The organism is Pantoea sp. ICBG 985, from assembly GCF_002928365.1.
GTDB lineage: Bacteria > Pseudomonadota > Gammaproteobacteria > Enterobacterales > Enterobacteriaceae > Pantoea > Pantoea dispersa.
This window is the reverse complement of sequence record NZ_POWM01000002.1, coordinates 1-16,234: the sequence shown is the minus strand read 5'-3', so window position 1 is coordinate 16,234 and position 16,234 is coordinate 1. Positions and strand designations below refer to the sequence as shown.

Sequence of the window (16,234 nt, the reverse complement as noted above, 5' to 3'; positions counted from 1 at the left end):
CCGTTCGCCCGTCAGATTACAGCACGCGCCCCAGCGCCTGGCGCAGATGGGCACCGGCGCCAAGCAGGCCCGGCTGGTCGTGAGTAATCATGTAGACCGGGATATCAACGAGGTAATCGCGGAAGCGGCCTTTGTCTTCGAACGCCGCGCGGAAGCCGGACGCTTTAAAGAACTCGAGGAAGCGTGGCACGATACCACCGGCAATGTAGACGCCGCCAAAGGTGCCGAGGTTCAGCGCCAGGTTGCCGCCAAACCGTCCCATGATGACGCAGAACAGTGTCAGCGCGCGGCGGCAGTCAATGCAGCTATCCTGCAGTGCCCGCTCGGTGACATCTTTTGGCTTGAGGTTTTCCGGCTCGCGCTGATCGGATTTCACAATCGCGCGATACAGGTTAACCAGTCCGGAACCCGACAGCACGCGCTCGGCAGAAACGTGACCCAGTTCGGCGCGCAGCACTTCGAGAATCGCGTCCTCTTCTTCGCTGTTTGGCGCGAAGTCAACGTGACCGCCCTCACCCGGCAGGCTGACCCAGCGCTTATCAACGTGCACCAGATGGCTGACGCCGAGCCCGGTGCCAGCACCGTAGATGGCAATCGGTTTATCCTGCACCGGCGATTTGCCGCCGAACTGCAGGACGTCCTGCGCCGTCAGCATCGGAATCGCCATGGAAACCGCGGTGAAATCGTTAATGATTTCAAGCGTAGTAAAGCCCAGACTTTCCTTCATCTGACGCGTTGAGAAGGCCCAGTCATGGTTGGTCATCTCCACCCAGTCGCCGGTGATCGGACAGGCGATGGCGATGCAGCCGTCGGTAATGTCCTGTTTTTGCTCATCCAGATAGTGACGGATAACTGCTTCAAGGTTGTCGTAGTCTGATGTTGAGAATGTTTTGGCCTGGGAGATGGCGCCGGTCTCCACCTCACACAAGGCGAGACGAGCGTTAGTGCCGCCCACATCGCCGACCAGGGCGTATTTTGTCATTCTTCTGCTGCTCCGCTTGGGTCATAAACAAGTGCAGGACACTATAAAAGCCTGCCAATAAAACAACAACGCTCACCTTGCACGATGAGCGTTGGTCATTCAGTGCGACGCACAGCCTGACTGTCGCCAGCCCAACTGTACAGAGGCAACTGTCCTAAACTTTGTGGCTATTGCGCTGGTGCAGCGCCGCCGTGACGGTGCGCAGCAGCGGCGGCAAATCCTGTTTCTCCATCACCACCTCAATCAGTGACAGGCAACGCGCCTCGCTGAGCAGCGCCATCACGGCGTCGAGCTGCGCCGTTTCACTGATGCGCCAGCTCTGCGCCGCACAATTCAGGCTCATCGCCTGCGGCAGCGCGGTCCAGTTCCACTGCGCGATGTCGTTGTAGCGCTGTTCCGCTCCATGGATCGCGCGTTCGACAGTGTATCCCTCATTATTCAGCAGAAAAATGATCGGGCTTAAGCCGTCGCGCTGGATCGATCCCAGTTCCTGAATGGTCAGCTGCGCCGATCCATCGCCGATGATCAGAATGACGCGGCGGTCGGGCTGCGCCGTCTGGGCACCAAAGGTGGCGGGTAAAGTATAGCCAATGGAACCCCATAAAGGTTGTACCAGCAGCTGCGCATCATGCGGTAAACGCAGCGCGGCAGCGCCAAACGCCGCCGTGCCCTGATCGGCAAGGATAATATCACCGGGCTGCAGGAAACGCTGCATCGCCTGCCAGAAAGCCTGCTGACTGATTACGGCGGCAGCAGCGGGCGGTGCATCGTCCGGCATGTCGGCCACGCCCGTGGCCCAGTGCGCGCAGTGGCGCTGATAAACCGGCAGCAGCGCGGCCAGCGCCTGCGCCATGCTCAGCGGTGCGAAGGTTTCTCCGGCGACGCTGGCATGAAACGGCTGCAGATCAATCACCCGCTGCGCCGACAGCTGCTGGGTAAACCCGGCGGTCAGGGTGTCGGTAAAACGCACGCCGACGCACAGGGTGACATCGGTATCTTCAATTGCCGCGCGCACGGTTTCGCGGCTGCCGCTGGCGGCGTAGGTGCCGACGAAGCCCGGTTGCTGCTCATCCAGCACGCCCTTGCCCATCAGTAGCGTCGCAGCCGGAATGGCGCGCAGCGCACGCAGCTCAGCCAGCGGTGCCTGCAGCTGCCAGCGGGCAGCGAGAAAATCGGCCAGCAGCGCCACGCGCTGCGCCGGTGCCAGCAGGTGTTCCGCCGCTGCGGCAAACGCCTGCGCCACGTCGCGGTTTTCAGCCGGTGCCGGGCTGGCGCTGGCTGACGGCAGCGTTACCGTGGCGGCGGCGACATCCACCGCCAGCAGCAGATAGCCCGGACGGTGCTGCTGCAGCGCGCCAGCGATGACCCGATCAATTTCAGCCACGGCGTTGTCGGCGCTCAGCACCGCGCTGGCGGCACTGACTTCCTGGGCCATGCGCAGAAAATGGCCAAAATCGCCGTCGCCGAGCGAATGATGCACGCAGTCGCCCTGCTGCTGGGCGTGGCTGGCGGGAGCGCCGACGATGTGAATCACCGGCACATATTCGGCGTAGCTGCCGGCGATGCCGTTAATCGCACTAAGTTCACCGACGCCAAAGGTGGTCAGCAGCGCGGCCGCGCCGTTGCAGCGACCGTAACCATCGGCCGCATAGGCGGCATTGAGTTCATTAGCGCAGCCGACCCAGGTAATACCGGGATGGTCAATGACGCTGTCGAGAAATTGCAGGTTGTAGTCGCCGGGTACGCCGAACAGATGGCGGATACCCGCCTGGTGCAAACGATGCAGTAAATAGTCGCCAACGTTAAGAGTGTTCATCGACCGCTCCTATGAGGGGGAATGATCAGGAGTATTAGCGATGTGGCTGAACTGGCGAGATTTTCACCATCATCGCGCTGTCATGCATGGCAAGCATTCGTTACGACGACAGAAAATTCTGTAAGTTGCGATCTTTGCCGCGTTACGGCGCAGTGTAAACGCATACACTGCTATGCTGATGCCACTTTCTCCCACCTGAGACAGGAACGCTGCATGAGTACTTTTCCCCACGCCGAACGTTATCACCAGATGCAGTATCGCCGCAGCGGCCGCAGCGGCCTGAAGCTGCCGGCGATTTCGCTGGGTCTATGGCACAACTTTGGCGACAGCACGCGCGTCGACAACAGCCGCGCGCTGCTGCGTTACGCGTTCGATCGCGGTATTACCCATTTTGATCTGGCCAATAACTACGGGCCGCCGCCCGGTTCCGCGGAGAGCAACTTTGGCCGCATTCTGCGCGAAGATTTTCACGGCCTGCGCGACGAGCTGGTGATCTCCACCAAAGCGGGTTACACCATGTGGGACGGTCCGTACGGCGACTGGGGCTCACGCAAGTACCTGATTTCCAGCCTCGATCAAAGCCTGAAGCGCATGGGTCTGGAGTACGTAGATATCTTTTATCACCATCGTCCGGATCCGGAAACGCCGCTGGAAGAGACCATGCGCGCGCTCGATCAGGTGGTGCGTCAGGGTAAAGCGCTGTACGCGGCGATTTCGAACTACCCGGCGGATAAAGCCGCCGCCGCTATCGCCATGCTGCGCGATCTCGGCACCCCCTGCCTGATCCACCAGCCGCGCTATTCGATGTTCGAACGCACGCCGGAACAGGGTCTGCTGGACGTGCTGGGTGACAATGGCGTCGGCTGTATTGCTTTTTCACCACTGGCCGGTGGCGTGCTGACCGACCGCTATCTGCAGGGCATTCCGCAGGATTCGCGCATCGCCAGCGGCAGCAAATTCCTCAACGAAAACCAGCTGACGCCAGAGAAGATGGCGAAAGTGCAGCAGCTGCAGGCGCTGGCGCATCAGCGCGGTCAAAAGCTGGCGCAAATGGCGCTGCGCTGGGTGCTGCGCGACACGCGCGTCACGTCGGTGCTGATTGGCGCCAGTAAAACCGCGCAGATTGACGATGCCGTCGACATGCTGAGCCAGCCTGAATTAACCGCGGACGAGATCGCTGCCATTGAGCAAATTCTGGTGTAACCGTTTACCCGCCCGGAATTTTCCGGGCGCTGTCTTTAGCAGAAAACGCTGCACAACCTTTCGCTGACACTTTTTCAGACTAAATCTCAAGGCGTGTCTGGTCCGATATGGCACACTAGCGCCACGGTAGCCTCGATGCTATCGATGAGGAGAAAGTATGAAACGTGCAATTTTGTTTGCCGCTTTGCTGGCAACGTTATCCCCTCTGGCGCTGCACACAGCTGAAGCCAGTAGCGCTACCATCAATCTGGCCCCTGGCGTCACGCTGCATCTCGGCGATCGCGATCGTCGCGGCTACTACTGGGACGGTGGTCGCTGGCGTGAACCGCGCTGGTGGCACGATCGCTATCAGTACAACGATCATCGCTGGTGGCGTCACGAAGAGTGGAAACGCCACCGTGCCTGGGAGCGTGAACGTGAGCGCCGCTGGCACGAGCGCGAACGTCGCGAACACTGGCGTCACGATCACCGGCACGACCGCCACGACCATCATCACCATTAAAAAAAATCCCGGCGCAGACGCAGCCGGGATTTTTTTATTCAGTCATTTGTTTACCAGCCGAGCGCTTCGCCCACCAGCAAATAGATATTCAGCGCCACCACCAGCACCACAATCAGCCGACCGGCATTTTGCATCAGGCGTGAGTTCACCAGTTCATCGCCCATGATGTCACGGTTCCCGGTGAACGACAGCAGCGGAATCAGCGCCAGCGCAATACCGAAGCTCAGCAGCACCTGGCTCATCACCAGAATGCGCGTCGGATCCCAGCCCGCCCAGATAACAATAAAGGACGGCAGCATAGTAATGGTACGACGGAACCACAGCGGAATGTGGAAGCGGATAAAGCCCTGCATCACCACCTGGCCGGCCAGCGTGCCCACCACGGTAGAAGAGAGGCCGGCCGCTACCAGACTCAGCCCGAACACAATCGCCGCCGCGTGACCCAGCAGCGGCTGCAGCGTCAGATAGGCCTGGTCGAGATCGACAATGCTGGTGTGACCGCTAAAGTGAAACGCGGCCGCTGCGGTGGCCATCATCGCCAGGTTAACGAAACCGGCAATGGTCATGGCGATCGCCACGTCGAGCTTGGTGGAGGAGTAGCGCTCCGCCTTGCTGCCTTTATTACCGTACTGCGTCAGCGCCGAGTGCAGATAAATGACGTGCGGCATAATGGTCGCGCCCAGTACGCCAGCCGCGAGGAATACCGCGTCCGAAGTAGGCAGGCTCGGCAGCGCCATGCCCACCACCAGATCGCTGACGCGCGGCTGCGAGAAGAACAGCTCAACGATATAAGCGGCGGCGACAAACAGCAGCAGCCCGCCAATCACCAGCTCCAGCGGCTTCTGTCCACGGTTTTGCAGCATCAGGATCAGGAACGTGGCGATACCGGTTAACACCGCGCCCTGCAGTAGCGAGATGCCGAGCAGCAGCTTAAAGCCGAGCGCAGCCCCGATGAATTCCGCCAGATCGGTGGCCATGGCGATAATCTCCGCCTGTACCCAGTAGAACCACACCGCCGGGCGCGGGAAGCGATCGCGAATATGCTCGGCGAGGTTTTTACCGGTGGCAATACCCAGCTTGGCAGACATCAGCTGGATCAACATCGCCATAATGTTGGCCCATACCACCACCCACAGCAGTTTGTAGCCGTACGCGGCCCCCGCCTGGATGTTGGTGGCAAAGTTGCCGGGATCGATATAACCAATGGCCGCGATGAAGGCCGGTCCCAGCAGCGCGAGCTTGATCTTTCTGGCTCCGCGAGCGGCGCGCTCGGCGGTGCGACTTTCTGACATAGTTTTGACCCTGTCCTAACGCTTGTCTGACCCATCCAGCTTACGGGGCATTCAAGGCAAGTGAAATTTGGTTATAGTTATCGCATTGATAGATGGTGCTATAAAGTATAGCCATTGCTATACCACAAGGTAAAGTTAGCGCTTGCTAAAAATTATGCAACAGGTTTCACTCTACTCCCGGGTCAAATTATAGACAATCTCTTTGTGGATATTTCTTGTGATCGATTTGTAAACAGGTTGTGAGCGGTGAGACTAATCCGAGAAATAAAGCGATACCGAATACTTATATTGTGGTTTTGATCTCGTTTTTAAGTAACGCGTTACATAGAATACGCAGCAAAATACAACCCTCCTCAAATTTGGAGCCGATATGTCCCATATTTTGCACTTCCTTTTAGCATTGGTGGTGGTAGCCGTGCTGGCGTTACTCGTCAGTCACGATCGTAAGAGTATCCGGATTCGCTATATCGTTCAGCTGCTGGTGATTGAAGTGCTGCTGGCGTGGTTCTTCCTTAACTCCGAAGCAGGCCTCGGTTTTGTTAAAGGTTTCGCCGGGCTGTTTGATCATCTGCTCAAATATGCAGCAGAAGGCACCAATTTCGTGTTCGGTAACATGAACGAGAAAGGTCTGGCCTTCTTCTTCCTCAATGTTTTGTGCCCTATCGTCTTCATCTCAGCCCTGATCGGTATTTTGCAGCATTTCCGCATCCTGCCGTGGGTGATTCGCGCTATCGGTACCGTGCTGTCGAAGATCAACGGCATGGGCAAACTGGAATCCTTTAACGCCGTCAGCTCTCTGATTCTGGGACAGTCAGAAAACTTTATCGCCTATAAGGATATCCTTGGCAAAATGTCACAGCGCCGCATGTACACCATGGCAGCCACCGCGATGTCGACGGTGTCGATGTCGATTGTGGGTGCATACATGACGATGCTGCAGCCAAAGTACGTGGTGGCCGCGCTGGTGCTCAACATGTTCAGTACCTTTATCGTGCTGTCGCTGATTAACCCGTACCGCGTGGACAGCGAAGAAGACCTGCAGCTGCAGGATCTGCATAAAGGTCAGAGCTTCTTTGAGATGCTGGGTGAATACATCCTGGCCGGTTTCAAGGTGGCGATTATCGTTGCGGCGATGCTGATTGGCTTTATCGCGCTGATCTCCGGCCTCAACGCGCTGTTTGATACCATCTTCGGCATCAGCTTCCAGGGCGTGCTGGGCTATGTGTTCTATCCGTTTGCCTGGGTAATGGGCGTACCATCCAGCGAAGCGCTGCAGGTGGGCAGCATCATGGCGACCAAGCTGGTTTCTAACGAATTCGTTGCAATGATGGACCTGCAGAAAATCGCCGGTCAGCTGTCGCCGCATGCGGAAGGCATTCTGTCGGTGTTCCTGGTCTCCTTCGCCAACTTCTCCTCCATCGGCATTGTCGCAGGCGCGATCAAAGGTCTGCATGAAGAGCAGGGTAACGTGGTATCACGTTTCGGCCTGAAACTGCTGTACGGCTCGACGCTGGTGAGCGTGCTTTCCGCCGCCATCGCCGGTCTGGTGCTGGGCTTCTGATCTACAGGGCGGGCTGCGGCTCGCCCTTCTCTTCTTTTATATACCTAAGCGTTATATCCCGCGCCAGTCAGCCTGCCGCCGCGTCACGCCCTGCTTCACCGTTTCCCGCAAACCCTTTGCACAATATCGAATTTCCGTTGTTGCCGTCTGCGCCCGTAGCTTTTCCTTCTGACCTCACCTCAGGAGAATCGCATGAGCATTCAGTTCCTTGGCATGATTGGCCACCGGCTTGCCTCAGAAATCATTCCCGCATCCGGCACGTTGTTCGATAAAGATTACATTGCCCGCTTTGCCCGCGCCCATGAAGCGGCCGGCTTCGATCGCATTCTTGTCGGCTACTGGTCCGATCAACCCGATGGCTTTCTGGTCACCGCTCACGCAGCGGCGCATACCCAGAAGATTAAATTCCTGCTGGCGCACCGTCCGGGGTTTGTCGCGCCCACGCTGGCGGCCCGCAAGCTGGCTTCGCTCGACCATCTCACCGACGGCCGCCTGGCCGTGCACATTATCAGCGGCGGCAGCGACAGCGAACAGCGCCGCGACGGTGATTTTCTCAGCAAGGCTGAACGCTATGCGCGCACCGACGAATTTCTCAGCGTGCTGAAACAGAGCCTTGAGTCGCCACAGCCTTACGATCATCAGGGCCGGTTTTACCAGGCTGAGCAGGCTTTCTCTGCCATTAAACCGCTGCAACATAAGCTGCCGATCTATTTCGGCGGATCGTCACCGGAGGCGATTGACGTGGCGGCGCGACATGCCGATGTCTTCGCGCTGTGGGGCGAACCGTTAAAAGGCGCGGCCGAGACGGTACGTAATGTGCGTGCGGCGGCGGCCGCGCAGGGGCGCCAGATTGCGTTTAACATCTCCTTCCGGCCAATTCTGGGTAACACCGAAAAAGAAGCCTGGGAGCGTGCCGAACATATCCGCGCCACCGCAGAGAAGCAGCTGGCGGAGACCGGCTATACCTTTGGTTTGCCGAAGCCGCAGAGTGTCGGTGCGCAGCGTCTGCTGGCGGCGGCGCATGAGAGCGAACGCCACGACAAAGTGCTGTGGACCGGCGTGGCAAAACTGGTGCAGGGCGGCTACAACTCCACCGCGCTGGTCGGCACGCCGGATCAGGTTTCTGAGGCGCTGCTGGATTACTATCGCCTCGGCATTCATAGCGTGCTGATCCGCGGATTTGACCCTCTGAATGACGCGGTGGAATACGGCCGTGAGCTGCTGCCGCTGACGCGTGAGAAAGTGGCTGCGCTCAGCGCAACTGAAAAAAGGAGCGCCTGATGCGTCTCGCCGCTCTGTTTGCCGGTGTTGCGCTGGCCTTCGCGTCACTCCAGCCGCTACTGGCGGCCGATAAAGTCACGCTGCGCCTCGGCGATGTGAAAGGCGATCGTTTTGCCGCCCTGAAAGCCTCGGGCGAACTGAACAATCTGCCTTACGATCTTAAGCTCACCGCCTTTGACTCCGGCGCGCCGGTGCAGGAAGCGCTCAATGCCGGGGCGCTCGACGTTGGCTTTACCGGCGATTTGCCGTTTCTGTTTGTCTATGCGGCAGGTGCGCCGGTGAAAGCCGTGGGTGCCTGGCAAAATAACCCGGACAGCATTGCTCTGCTGACCCGCCCCGACGCCGGCATTCACCGGCTGCAGGATTTAAAAGGTAAGCAGATCGCGGTCAACCGCGGCGGCTGGGGACACTATCTGCTGCTTGGCCTGCTGGAGCGCGCGGGCCTGACGACGCAGGATGTCACGCTGCGCTTTCTCGGACCGGTGGATGGCCGCGCGGCGCTGACGTCCGGTGCGGTCGCGGCCTGGGCGCCGTGGGAGCCCTATATCGCCACTTCGACCGCCATCGACGGCACGGTGCGCGTACCGGACGGCGGGGGTAAAGGCATTATGTCCGGTTACTCCTACGCGCTGGCCCGCAATGAAGCGTTGCAGGACGCCGGCAAGCGGGAAGCGATTGCCGACCTGCTGGCGCGACTGGCGAAGGCGCAAATCTGGGCGCAACACCATCCGCAGGAATTCGCCGGCGTGCTGAGCCAAACCCTGAATATGCCCCCCGCCATTACCCGTAGCTGGATTGACGATGCGCGTATCCGCCCGCTGGTGTTTGACACGCACCTGATTGCCACGCTGCAGAAATCCGCCGACTTTTTCCATCGTTATCAGGTGTTGCCAAAACAGGTCGATGTCAGCCAGGCGTTTGACTTCAGTCTGTCCGCCGCCGCTAACCGCATCGCCCAGCACGCGCCGGGAGACAAATCATGAGTGATTATCAGCACCATCGCCTGCGCACCTTCGTCGCCCGGCTGGCCACCCTGCTCGACAGCCAGCCGGACGAAGCGACCATTTTGCGGCAGGGCAGCGGCTGGCTGGCCGAACTGATTCGCCACGATGACTGGCTGGATGAGGCGTTTACCCAGCCCCATCCACAGCACTATCAGCAATATCTGCTATATGCCGATGCGCAGCAGCGCTTTTCCGTGGTGAGTTTTGTCTGGGGGCCGGGTCAGCAGACGCCGATTCACGATCACCGCGTCTGGGGCCTGATTGGCATGCTGCGCGGCGCCGAGATTTCACAATCGTGGCAGCCGGGCCCGCACGGTTTACAGGCAGAAGGTGCGCCGGTGCGGCTTGAGCCCGGCAGCGTGGAGGCGGTGTCGCCGACGGTCGGTGATATCCATCGCGTCAGCAACGCCTATGACGATCGCGTCTCTGTCAGTATCCACGTGTATGGCGCAAATATCGGCGCGGTTGAGCGCGCGGTCTACACCGCCGACGGCCACGAAAAGCGCTTCATTTCCGGTTACAGCAACCGTTATCTACCTAACATTTGGGACCTCTCACATGACTAAACCGGTTTTCCCGTTTCGCCAGGCGGCGGAACTGCTGACAGCGCTGCGTCAGCAACAGGAAGTGGCGATCATTGACGTGCGTGATGAGGCGCTGTTTGCCACCGGGCACCCGCTGTTTGCCGTCAACATTCCGCTATCAAAGCTGGAGCTGGAGCTGCTGGACCGCATTCCCCAACGTCACACCGCCATTACGCTGTATGACAACGGCGAAGGCCTGGCGCAGACCGCCGCTGAACGTCTCGCCGCACTGGGTTATCAGCAGGTCACGCTACTGGCCGATGATTTAGCCGGCTGGCAGGCGGCTGGCGGCGAGCTGTTTATCGATGTTAATTCACCCAGCAAAGCGTTTGGCGAACTGGTGGAACATCATGCCCGCACGCCTTCGCTCTCCGCCGATGAGGTACAGACGCTGATTAGCAATGATGCCGACGTGGTGGTGCTGGATGCGCGGCGCTTTGATGAATATCACACCATGAGCATTCCGGGCGCCACCAGCGTACCCGGCGGCGAACTGGTGCTGCGCGTGCGCGATTTAGCCCCCTCACCGCGCACCACAGTGATTGTGAATTGCGCCGGACGCACGCGCAGCATTATTGGCACGCAGTCGCTGGTCAATGCCGGTATTCGTAATCCGGTATTCGCGCTACGCAACGGCACCATTGGCTGGACGCTGGCCGGTCATGCGCTGGAGCATGGGCAGAGCCGCCGCTATGGCAACACCAGCGAAACCGCGCAACGCCAGGCCGCGAGCCAGGCCCGCGCCATTGCCGATCGCGCTGGCGTGACACGCATTCCTCTGGCGACGCTGACGCGCTGGCAGCAGGAAGCACGCACCACCTACCTGTTTGACGTGCGTGATGCCGAAGAGTACGCCGCCGGTCACCTGCCGGGCAGCCGCCACGTGGCGGGCGGCCAGCTGGTACAGGAGACCGATCATTACGCCAGCGTGCGCGGTGCGCGTATCGTGCTGGTGGATGATGACGGTGTCCGCGCCAATATGACCGGTTCCTGGCTGGCGCAGCTTGGCTGGCAGGTGGCGGTGCCTGACGCATTGCAGGCCAGCGATTTCAGCGCTGTCGGTAGCTGGCAGCCGCAGGTCGCGCCGGTTGCTGCGCCGGAATCGATCTCCCCTGCGCAGCTGGCCGAGTGGCTGGCGGCTGGCGACACGCAGGTGCTGGATTTCACCACGCTCGCCAATTACCGCAACAGCCATATTCCCGGTGCGGCCTGGCTGCTGCGTTCCACCCTGCAGCAGCAGGGCAAGGCACTACTGCCCGATGCTGGCCGCTATGTGCTGACCTGCGGTAGCAGCCTGCTGGCCAGCTATGCCGTGGAGCAAATTGCCACGCTGAGCGGCAAACCGGTGCGGGTGCTGGCGGGAGGCAATGCAGCCTGGCGTGCCGCCGGTCTGCCCACCGAACAGGGCGAGCAGCGCCTGCTCTCGCCGCCCATCGATCGTTATCGCCGCCCATACGAAGGCACCGATATTGAACCGGACGTGATGCAGGCCTATCTCGACTGGGAATATGGTCTGGTGGCGCAACTGGATCGCGACGGTACCCACGGTTTTCGCGTGCTGCAGCTGCAGCCACAGGCCGTAACGGTTTAACACGGAAAGGCGCTGCAGGTCAGCGCCATTGCGCGCAGCCAGTCGGCGAATGCAACGTCACACTGCGCAAACGGGCAGTATTATTATCGGGTTGTGAATACGTTTGTTCTGAACGAACAGAGAATTGGTGGAGATAAGCGGGATCGAACCGCTGACCTCTTGCATGCCATGCAAGCGCTCTCCCAGCTGAGCTATACCCCCACATCTGGAATTCGTTTTTTCAGTGCAAACCGTTGGGAGCGGTTTGGTGGAGCTAAGCGGGATCGAACCGCTGACCTCTTGCATGCCATGCAAGCGCTCTCCCAGCTGAGCTATAGCCCCGTACCGAAAAAACCGCCGAGTTACCTCGACGGACGGCATAATATGAGACCGCTGTTTGAGTGTCAACGGCAAATTCTCGTTCTGCGTGCGATCGCTGAAAAAGGCGGCAACCCTGTGTCGCCGTGGCTTTTTTTTCAGCGCAGCGCGTACTCGTCATCCCTGCCCTCAGCCGTTATCTCAACGCCGCCTCAACGGTGCACCACGCCGAGGTTAACTTTAGGTTAAAGATGTTAGCGTCAGGCTTGTTTTCGTTAATGGTGCGTGTAAAACTTAGCGCGCTAATTAACCGGTTAGCCGTCCAGGGTATTCACTCGCTAACCGGCCAGCACGTCCTCCTTGTTTAATAAAAGAAAAGTGAACTATGTCGCTGCATACACCTAAAGAGATCGCGCAACTGGCGATTCAGGCCGGCGTGGCTAAAAGCCGTCTGCCGGTTTCCACCTTATTAATTCTTGGCTTTATGGCTGGCGCGTTTATCGCCACCGGCTTCCTGCTCGATCTGCACGTTATTAACCAGCTGCCTGCTGAATGGGGCTCGTTTGCCGGCTTCCTCGGTGCGGCGGTATTCCCGGTCGGACTGATTCTGACCGTGCTGGCGGGTGGCGAACTGCTGACCGGCAACATGATGACGCTGCCCATTGCCTGGTTCGCGCGCCGCATTAGCGGTTTCAGCGTGCTGCGTAACTGGTTTTGGGTCACCATCGCCAATTTTATTGGCAGCGTTGCGGTAGCATGGTTCTTCGGCCATCTGCTCGGCATGACCGAAGGCGACTATCTGAAGAAAACCGTGGCGATCGCCCATGCCAAAGTGAACGCCGATTTCATGCACGCGTTCATCTCCGGCATCGGCTGCAACTGGCTGGTGTGTCTGGCGGTGTGGCTGGCCTTCGCCAGTAAAGATATGGTCGGCAAAATCTTCGGCATGTGGTTCCCGGTGATGGCCTTCGTGGCAATCGGTTTCCAGCACGTGGTGGCCAACATGTTTATCGTGCCTGCCGCAATTTTTGCCGGTCAGATGAGCTGGGCAGAATTTGCACCTAACGTGGTTGCGGTATTTTTAGGCAATGGTGTGGGCGGTGCGATCTTTGTCGGCCTCACCTATTTCCTCGCCTTCCGTCCGGCACAGGCGGCGGTCAGCGAAGCGCAGTAAACCGATTTTGCCTTTTGTCGCACAGCAAAAGGCATTTTCTGCCTTGATTACTTTTCCCCGTAACGTTTTGTTGTAATATGTAGAGCTAATGTATTTAACAGGGACAGCATCGTGAAAAAGGAATGGCTCACTCCCGAAGAGCTCGCGCTGGAAACGGGCTACAGTCGGCAGACGGTGAATAAATGGATCAAGCGTGAAAACTGGACGACCACGCCCAAGCCCGGTGTACAGGGCGGTAAGGCGCGATTAATCCACATTGATGAGCGTGTCAAAAGCTTCATTCAGTCCACCCGCCATGCAAACGAACCGGCGGCGAATTACGGCGCTCAGCAAAATACGTTACCTGCGTTATTAATAAATTCTGTCCAGCAAATGACGGCCACCGAACAGGAACAACTGGCGGCGCTGTTATTGCGGGAAGGGATCAGGGGCGTATTACAGCGGTTAGGAATCCAGGAAGAATAGAAAAGCCGGAAGCAGTGAGATGCTTCCGGCTTTTTTGTTGCCTGCCTCATCACAGCAGCCTGACAGGCCGCTGTTCAGCTCAATCAGGCCTGTGCTTCACGCTCCGCGATGAACGCCAGCGCTTTTTCGATACGCGCCACGCTGCGGCTGCGGCCGATGGCTTCCACCGTCACGTCGAGTCCAGGCGACTGACCGGCACCGGTTACGGCAACGCGCAGCGGCATACCGACTTTGCCCATGCCGAGCTCAAGTTCATCCGCAGCAGCCTGAATGGCGTGATGCACGTTTTCCGCATTCCAGTCGCTGTCGCTGATGGCCGCCAGCTTGTCGCGCACCACTTCCAGCGGCTGACGCGCCACCGGACGCAGATGCTTTTTCGCTGCATCCGCATCAAACGCGTCAAACTCTTCATAGAAGTAGCGGCAGGACGCGGCGATTTCGACCAGCGTTTTGCAGCGCTCACCCAGCAGCGTCACCAGCTTCGCCAGCTCCGGTCCGGTGCGGGTATCGATATTCTGCTGCTCGATGTGCCACTGCAGCTGGGTCGCGACATATTCCGGCGGCAGCGTATTAATGTAGTGGTGATTGAGCCACTGCAGTTTCTCGGTGTTGAAGGCGCTGGCCGATTTGCTCACCGCATCGAGGGTGAACAGTTCGGTCATTTCCGCCACGCTGAAAATCTCCTGATCGCCATGTGACCAGCCGAGGCGCACCAGATAATTAAGCAGCGCTTCCGGCAGGTAGCCGTCGTCGCGATACTGCATGACGCCCACTGCGCCGTGACGCTTGGACAGCTTTTTACCGTCATCGCCAAGGATCATGGATACGTGCGCATAAGTTGGCACTTCCGCACCAATCGCTTTCAGGATGTTGATCTGACGCGGCGTGTTGTTGATATGGTCTTCACCACGAATAACGTGCGTGATGCCCATATCCCAGTCGTCGACCACCACACAGAAGTTGTAGGTCGGTGAACCGTCGGTACGGCGGATGATCAGATCATCCAGTTCCTGGTTGCTGAATTCGATCGGACCACGAATCTGATCGTCAAAAATCACCGAACCGTCCTGCGGGTTGCGGAAGCGCACCACGCACGGCTCATCGGCAGCATGATGTTCATGGCTGTCGCGGCAGCGGCCGTCATAACGGGGCTTCTCGCCTTTTTCCATCTGCTCTTCACGCAGCGCGTCCAGACGCTCTTTCGAGCAATAGCATTTATAAGCAGTACCGGCTTCCAGCATTTCGTCGATAACGTCGTTATAACGGTCGAAACGTTTGGTCTGGTAGTACGGGCCCTCATCCCAGTCGAGATTGAGCCAGTTCATCCCATCCATAATGGCTTCGATCGCTTCCGGCGTGGAGCGCTCCAGGTCGGTATCTTCGATACGCAGGACGAATTCGCCCTGGTTATGGCGAGCATAAAGCCATGAGTAAAGCGCAGTACGCGCACCACCGACGTGCAGGTAGCCCGTCGGGCTGGGTGCGAAGCGAGTTTTGATTTTCATTCAGCATTGCCTTAAATGCGCAGGTTTCGTTGTCTGGATGACAAAAAAACGGGTTAACGCGGAAAAACAGTGCGCATATTCTAGCAGGTGAGGCTGATTCCTCAATCACTGTCACGCTGGCGGCGCGGGCAGAAGTGCGTTTTTCTGCTAATAAAACCAGCACATTGGCTAAAAGCGCTGCATGATGTCTAAATTTAAAGCGAACGCACATTTATGTTTTAAAAAGCGTTGACTCACTTCGAAGGATCCCTATAATGCGACTCCACACAGCGGGGGTGATTAGCTCAGTTGGTAGAGCATCTCCCTTACAAGGAGGGGGTCGGCGGTTCGAGCCCGTCATCACCCACCACTCTTAATGAGATGGCCCGCAGTGAACAAGAGATAAGATATGGGTGATTAGCTCAGTTGGTAGAGCATCTCCCTTACAAGGAGGGGGTCGGCGGTTCGAGCCCGTCATCACCCACCATATCTTAGTCAGATGACACTCTTGTTAAGCAGTACCGAAGTGGGTGATTAGCTCAGTTGGTAGAGCATCTCCCTTACAAGGAGGGGGTCGGCGGTTCGAGCCCGTCATCACCCACCACTTCGGGTCGTTAGCTCAGTTGGTAGAGCAGTTGACTTTTAATCAATTGGTCGCAGGTTCGAATCCTGCACGACCCACCAAATTCAGAAAAGAGCGCCCTCAGGGCGCTTTTTTCGTTTCTGTGCGCCGATGCTGAACGTGCAGGATGAGAACCTGCTGCAGGTTCGACTGAATCGCCGGGAGCGATTCAGGCTGATGCGCCAGCATCACCCGCAGGGCGAGGCCCCGGATGGGCCGAGGCATATCCTGCACGACCCACCAAATCCCGAAAAGAGCGCCCTCAGGGCGCTTTTTTCGTTTCTGTGCGCCGATGCTGAACGTGCAGGATGAGAACCTGCTGCAGGTTCGACTGAATCGCCGGGAGCGATTCAGGCTGATGCGCCAGCATCACCCG

Annotated in this window: 13 protein-coding genes, 6 tRNA genes and 1 other RNA gene; 14 read left to right on the top strand and 6 right to left on the bottom strand. The window is 58.5% G+C overall.

Going from position 1 to position 16,234, the window contains the following annotated elements; translation table 11 throughout:
* Positions 1-16 precede the first annotated feature (16 nt).
* On the bottom strand, positions 17-982 hold the full coding sequence (gene glk, locus C1Y42_RS06110; protein WP_058781785.1) for a glucokinase: 966 nt from the start codon (positions 980-982) through the stop codon (positions 17-19).
* A gap of 154 nt (positions 983-1,136) precedes the next feature.
* On the bottom strand, positions 1,137-2,798 hold the full coding sequence (locus C1Y42_RS06105; protein ID WP_104093029.1) for an alpha-keto acid decarboxylase family protein: 1,662 nt from the start codon (positions 2,796-2,798) through the stop codon (positions 1,137-1,139).
* A 213-nt stretch (positions 2,799-3,011) separates the two neighbouring features.
* On the opposite strand from C1Y42_RS06105, the gene C1Y42_RS06100 reads away from it, so the two are divergent.
* Together C1Y42_RS06100 and C1Y42_RS06095 are read left to right on the top strand one after the other, a co-directional pair.
* Positions 3,012-4,001, top strand: coding sequence for an aldo/keto reductase (locus C1Y42_RS06100; protein ID WP_104093028.1), 990 nt, complete (start codon positions 3,012-3,014; stop codon positions 3,999-4,001).
* Positions 4,002-4,158: 157 nt separating this feature from the next.
* Entirely contained in the window at positions 4,159-4,503 is a 345-nt protein-coding gene (locus C1Y42_RS06095; RefSeq protein ID WP_059012163.1) for a DUF2502 domain-containing protein, read from the top strand.
* A 50-nt stretch (positions 4,504-4,553) separates the two neighbouring features.
* Here the strand turns inward: C1Y42_RS06095 and C1Y42_RS06090 are convergent, their stop codons facing one another.
* On the bottom strand, positions 4,554-5,795 hold the full coding sequence (locus tag C1Y42_RS06090) for an Nramp family divalent metal transporter (protein WP_021508247.1): 1,242 nt from the start codon (positions 5,793-5,795) through the stop codon (positions 4,554-4,556).
* 370 nt (positions 5,796-6,165) lie between these two features.
* Between C1Y42_RS06090 and C1Y42_RS06085 the strand changes: the two genes are divergently transcribed.
* The 5 genes from C1Y42_RS06085 (at position 6,166) to C1Y42_RS06065 (ending at position 11,816) form a co-directional block, all read left to right on the top strand.
* On the top strand, positions 6,166-7,356 hold the full coding sequence (locus C1Y42_RS06085) for a NupC/NupG family nucleoside CNT transporter (RefSeq protein WP_031279840.1): 1,191 nt from the start codon (positions 6,166-6,168) through the stop codon (positions 7,354-7,356).
* Positions 7,357-7,548: 192 nt separating this feature from the next.
* Positions 7,549-8,637 carry an LLM class flavin-dependent oxidoreductase gene (locus tag C1Y42_RS06080; RefSeq protein WP_021508245.1) on the top strand — a complete coding sequence of 363 codons (1,089 nt, stop codon included), beginning with the start codon at positions 7,549-7,551 and terminating at the stop codon, positions 8,635-8,637.
* On the top strand, positions 8,637-9,620 hold the full coding sequence (locus C1Y42_RS06075) for an ABC transporter substrate-binding protein (protein ID WP_104093027.1): 984 nt from the start codon (positions 8,637-8,639) through the stop codon (positions 9,618-9,620). Before C1Y42_RS06080 ends, C1Y42_RS06075 begins: the two co-directional genes overlap by 1 nt.
* On the top strand, positions 9,617-10,207 hold the full coding sequence (locus C1Y42_RS06070) for a cysteine dioxygenase (RefSeq protein ID WP_058776543.1): 591 nt from the start codon (positions 9,617-9,619) through the stop codon (positions 10,205-10,207). Before C1Y42_RS06075 ends, C1Y42_RS06070 begins: the two co-directional genes overlap by 4 nt.
* On the top strand, positions 10,200-11,816 hold the full coding sequence (locus tag C1Y42_RS06065; RefSeq protein WP_104093026.1) for a rhodanese homology domain-containing protein: 1,617 nt from the start codon (positions 10,200-10,202) through the stop codon (positions 11,814-11,816). The genes C1Y42_RS06070 and C1Y42_RS06065 overlap by 8 nt, the downstream gene beginning before the upstream one ends.
* Positions 11,817-11,941: 125 nt before the next feature.
* Here the strand turns inward: C1Y42_RS06065 and C1Y42_RS06060 are convergent.
* Together C1Y42_RS06060 and C1Y42_RS06055 are read right to left on the bottom strand one after the other, a co-directional pair.
* Positions 11,942-12,017: transfer RNA gene (locus C1Y42_RS06060), tRNA-Ala, on the bottom strand.
* 44 nt (positions 12,018-12,061) lie between these two features.
* Positions 12,062-12,137 (bottom strand) — tRNA-Ala (locus C1Y42_RS06055).
* Between the two features lie 361 nt (positions 12,138-12,498).
* Between C1Y42_RS06055 and C1Y42_RS06045 the strand changes: the two genes are divergently transcribed.
* Positions 12,499-13,287 (top strand): formate/nitrite transporter family protein, encoded by a 789-nt coding sequence (locus tag C1Y42_RS06045; protein WP_021508241.1) that lies wholly within the window; start codon positions 12,499-12,501, stop codon positions 13,285-13,287.
* A 111-nt stretch (positions 13,288-13,398) separates the two neighbouring features.
* Entirely contained in the window at positions 13,399-13,752 is a 354-nt protein-coding gene (locus C1Y42_RS06040) for a YfeC-like transcriptional regulator (protein WP_058758359.1), read from the top strand.
* 83 nt (positions 13,753-13,835) lie between these two features.
* Here the strand turns inward: C1Y42_RS06040 and gltX are convergent, their stop codons facing one another.
* The gene (gene gltX, locus C1Y42_RS06035) at positions 13,836-15,257 is read right to left on the bottom strand and encodes a glutamate--tRNA ligase (RefSeq protein WP_058776541.1); all 1,422 of its coding nucleotides are present in this window, start codon (positions 15,255-15,257) and stop codon (positions 13,836-13,838) included.
* A gap of 273 nt (positions 15,258-15,530) precedes the next feature.
* On the opposite strand from gltX, the gene C1Y42_RS06030 reads away from it, so the two are divergent.
* The 5 genes from C1Y42_RS06030 to C1Y42_RS06010 all read left to right on the top strand — a co-directional run bounded on the left by C1Y42_RS06030 (position 15,531) and on the right by C1Y42_RS06010 (position 16,101).
* Positions 15,531-15,606 (top strand) — tRNA-Val (locus C1Y42_RS06030).
* A gap of 41 nt (positions 15,607-15,647) precedes the next feature.
* Positions 15,648-15,723 (top strand) — tRNA-Val (locus C1Y42_RS06025).
* A gap of 41 nt (positions 15,724-15,764) precedes the next feature.
* Positions 15,765-15,840 (top strand) — tRNA-Val (locus C1Y42_RS06020).
* A 4-nt stretch (positions 15,841-15,844) separates the two neighbouring features.
* A tRNA-Lys gene (locus tag C1Y42_RS06015) sits at positions 15,845-15,920 on the top strand.
* A gap of 44 nt (positions 15,921-15,964) precedes the next feature.
* Positions 15,965-16,101, top strand: a non-coding RNA gene (locus C1Y42_RS06010) — RtT sRNA.
* The last annotated feature ends 133 nt before the right edge of the window (positions 16,102-16,234 follow it).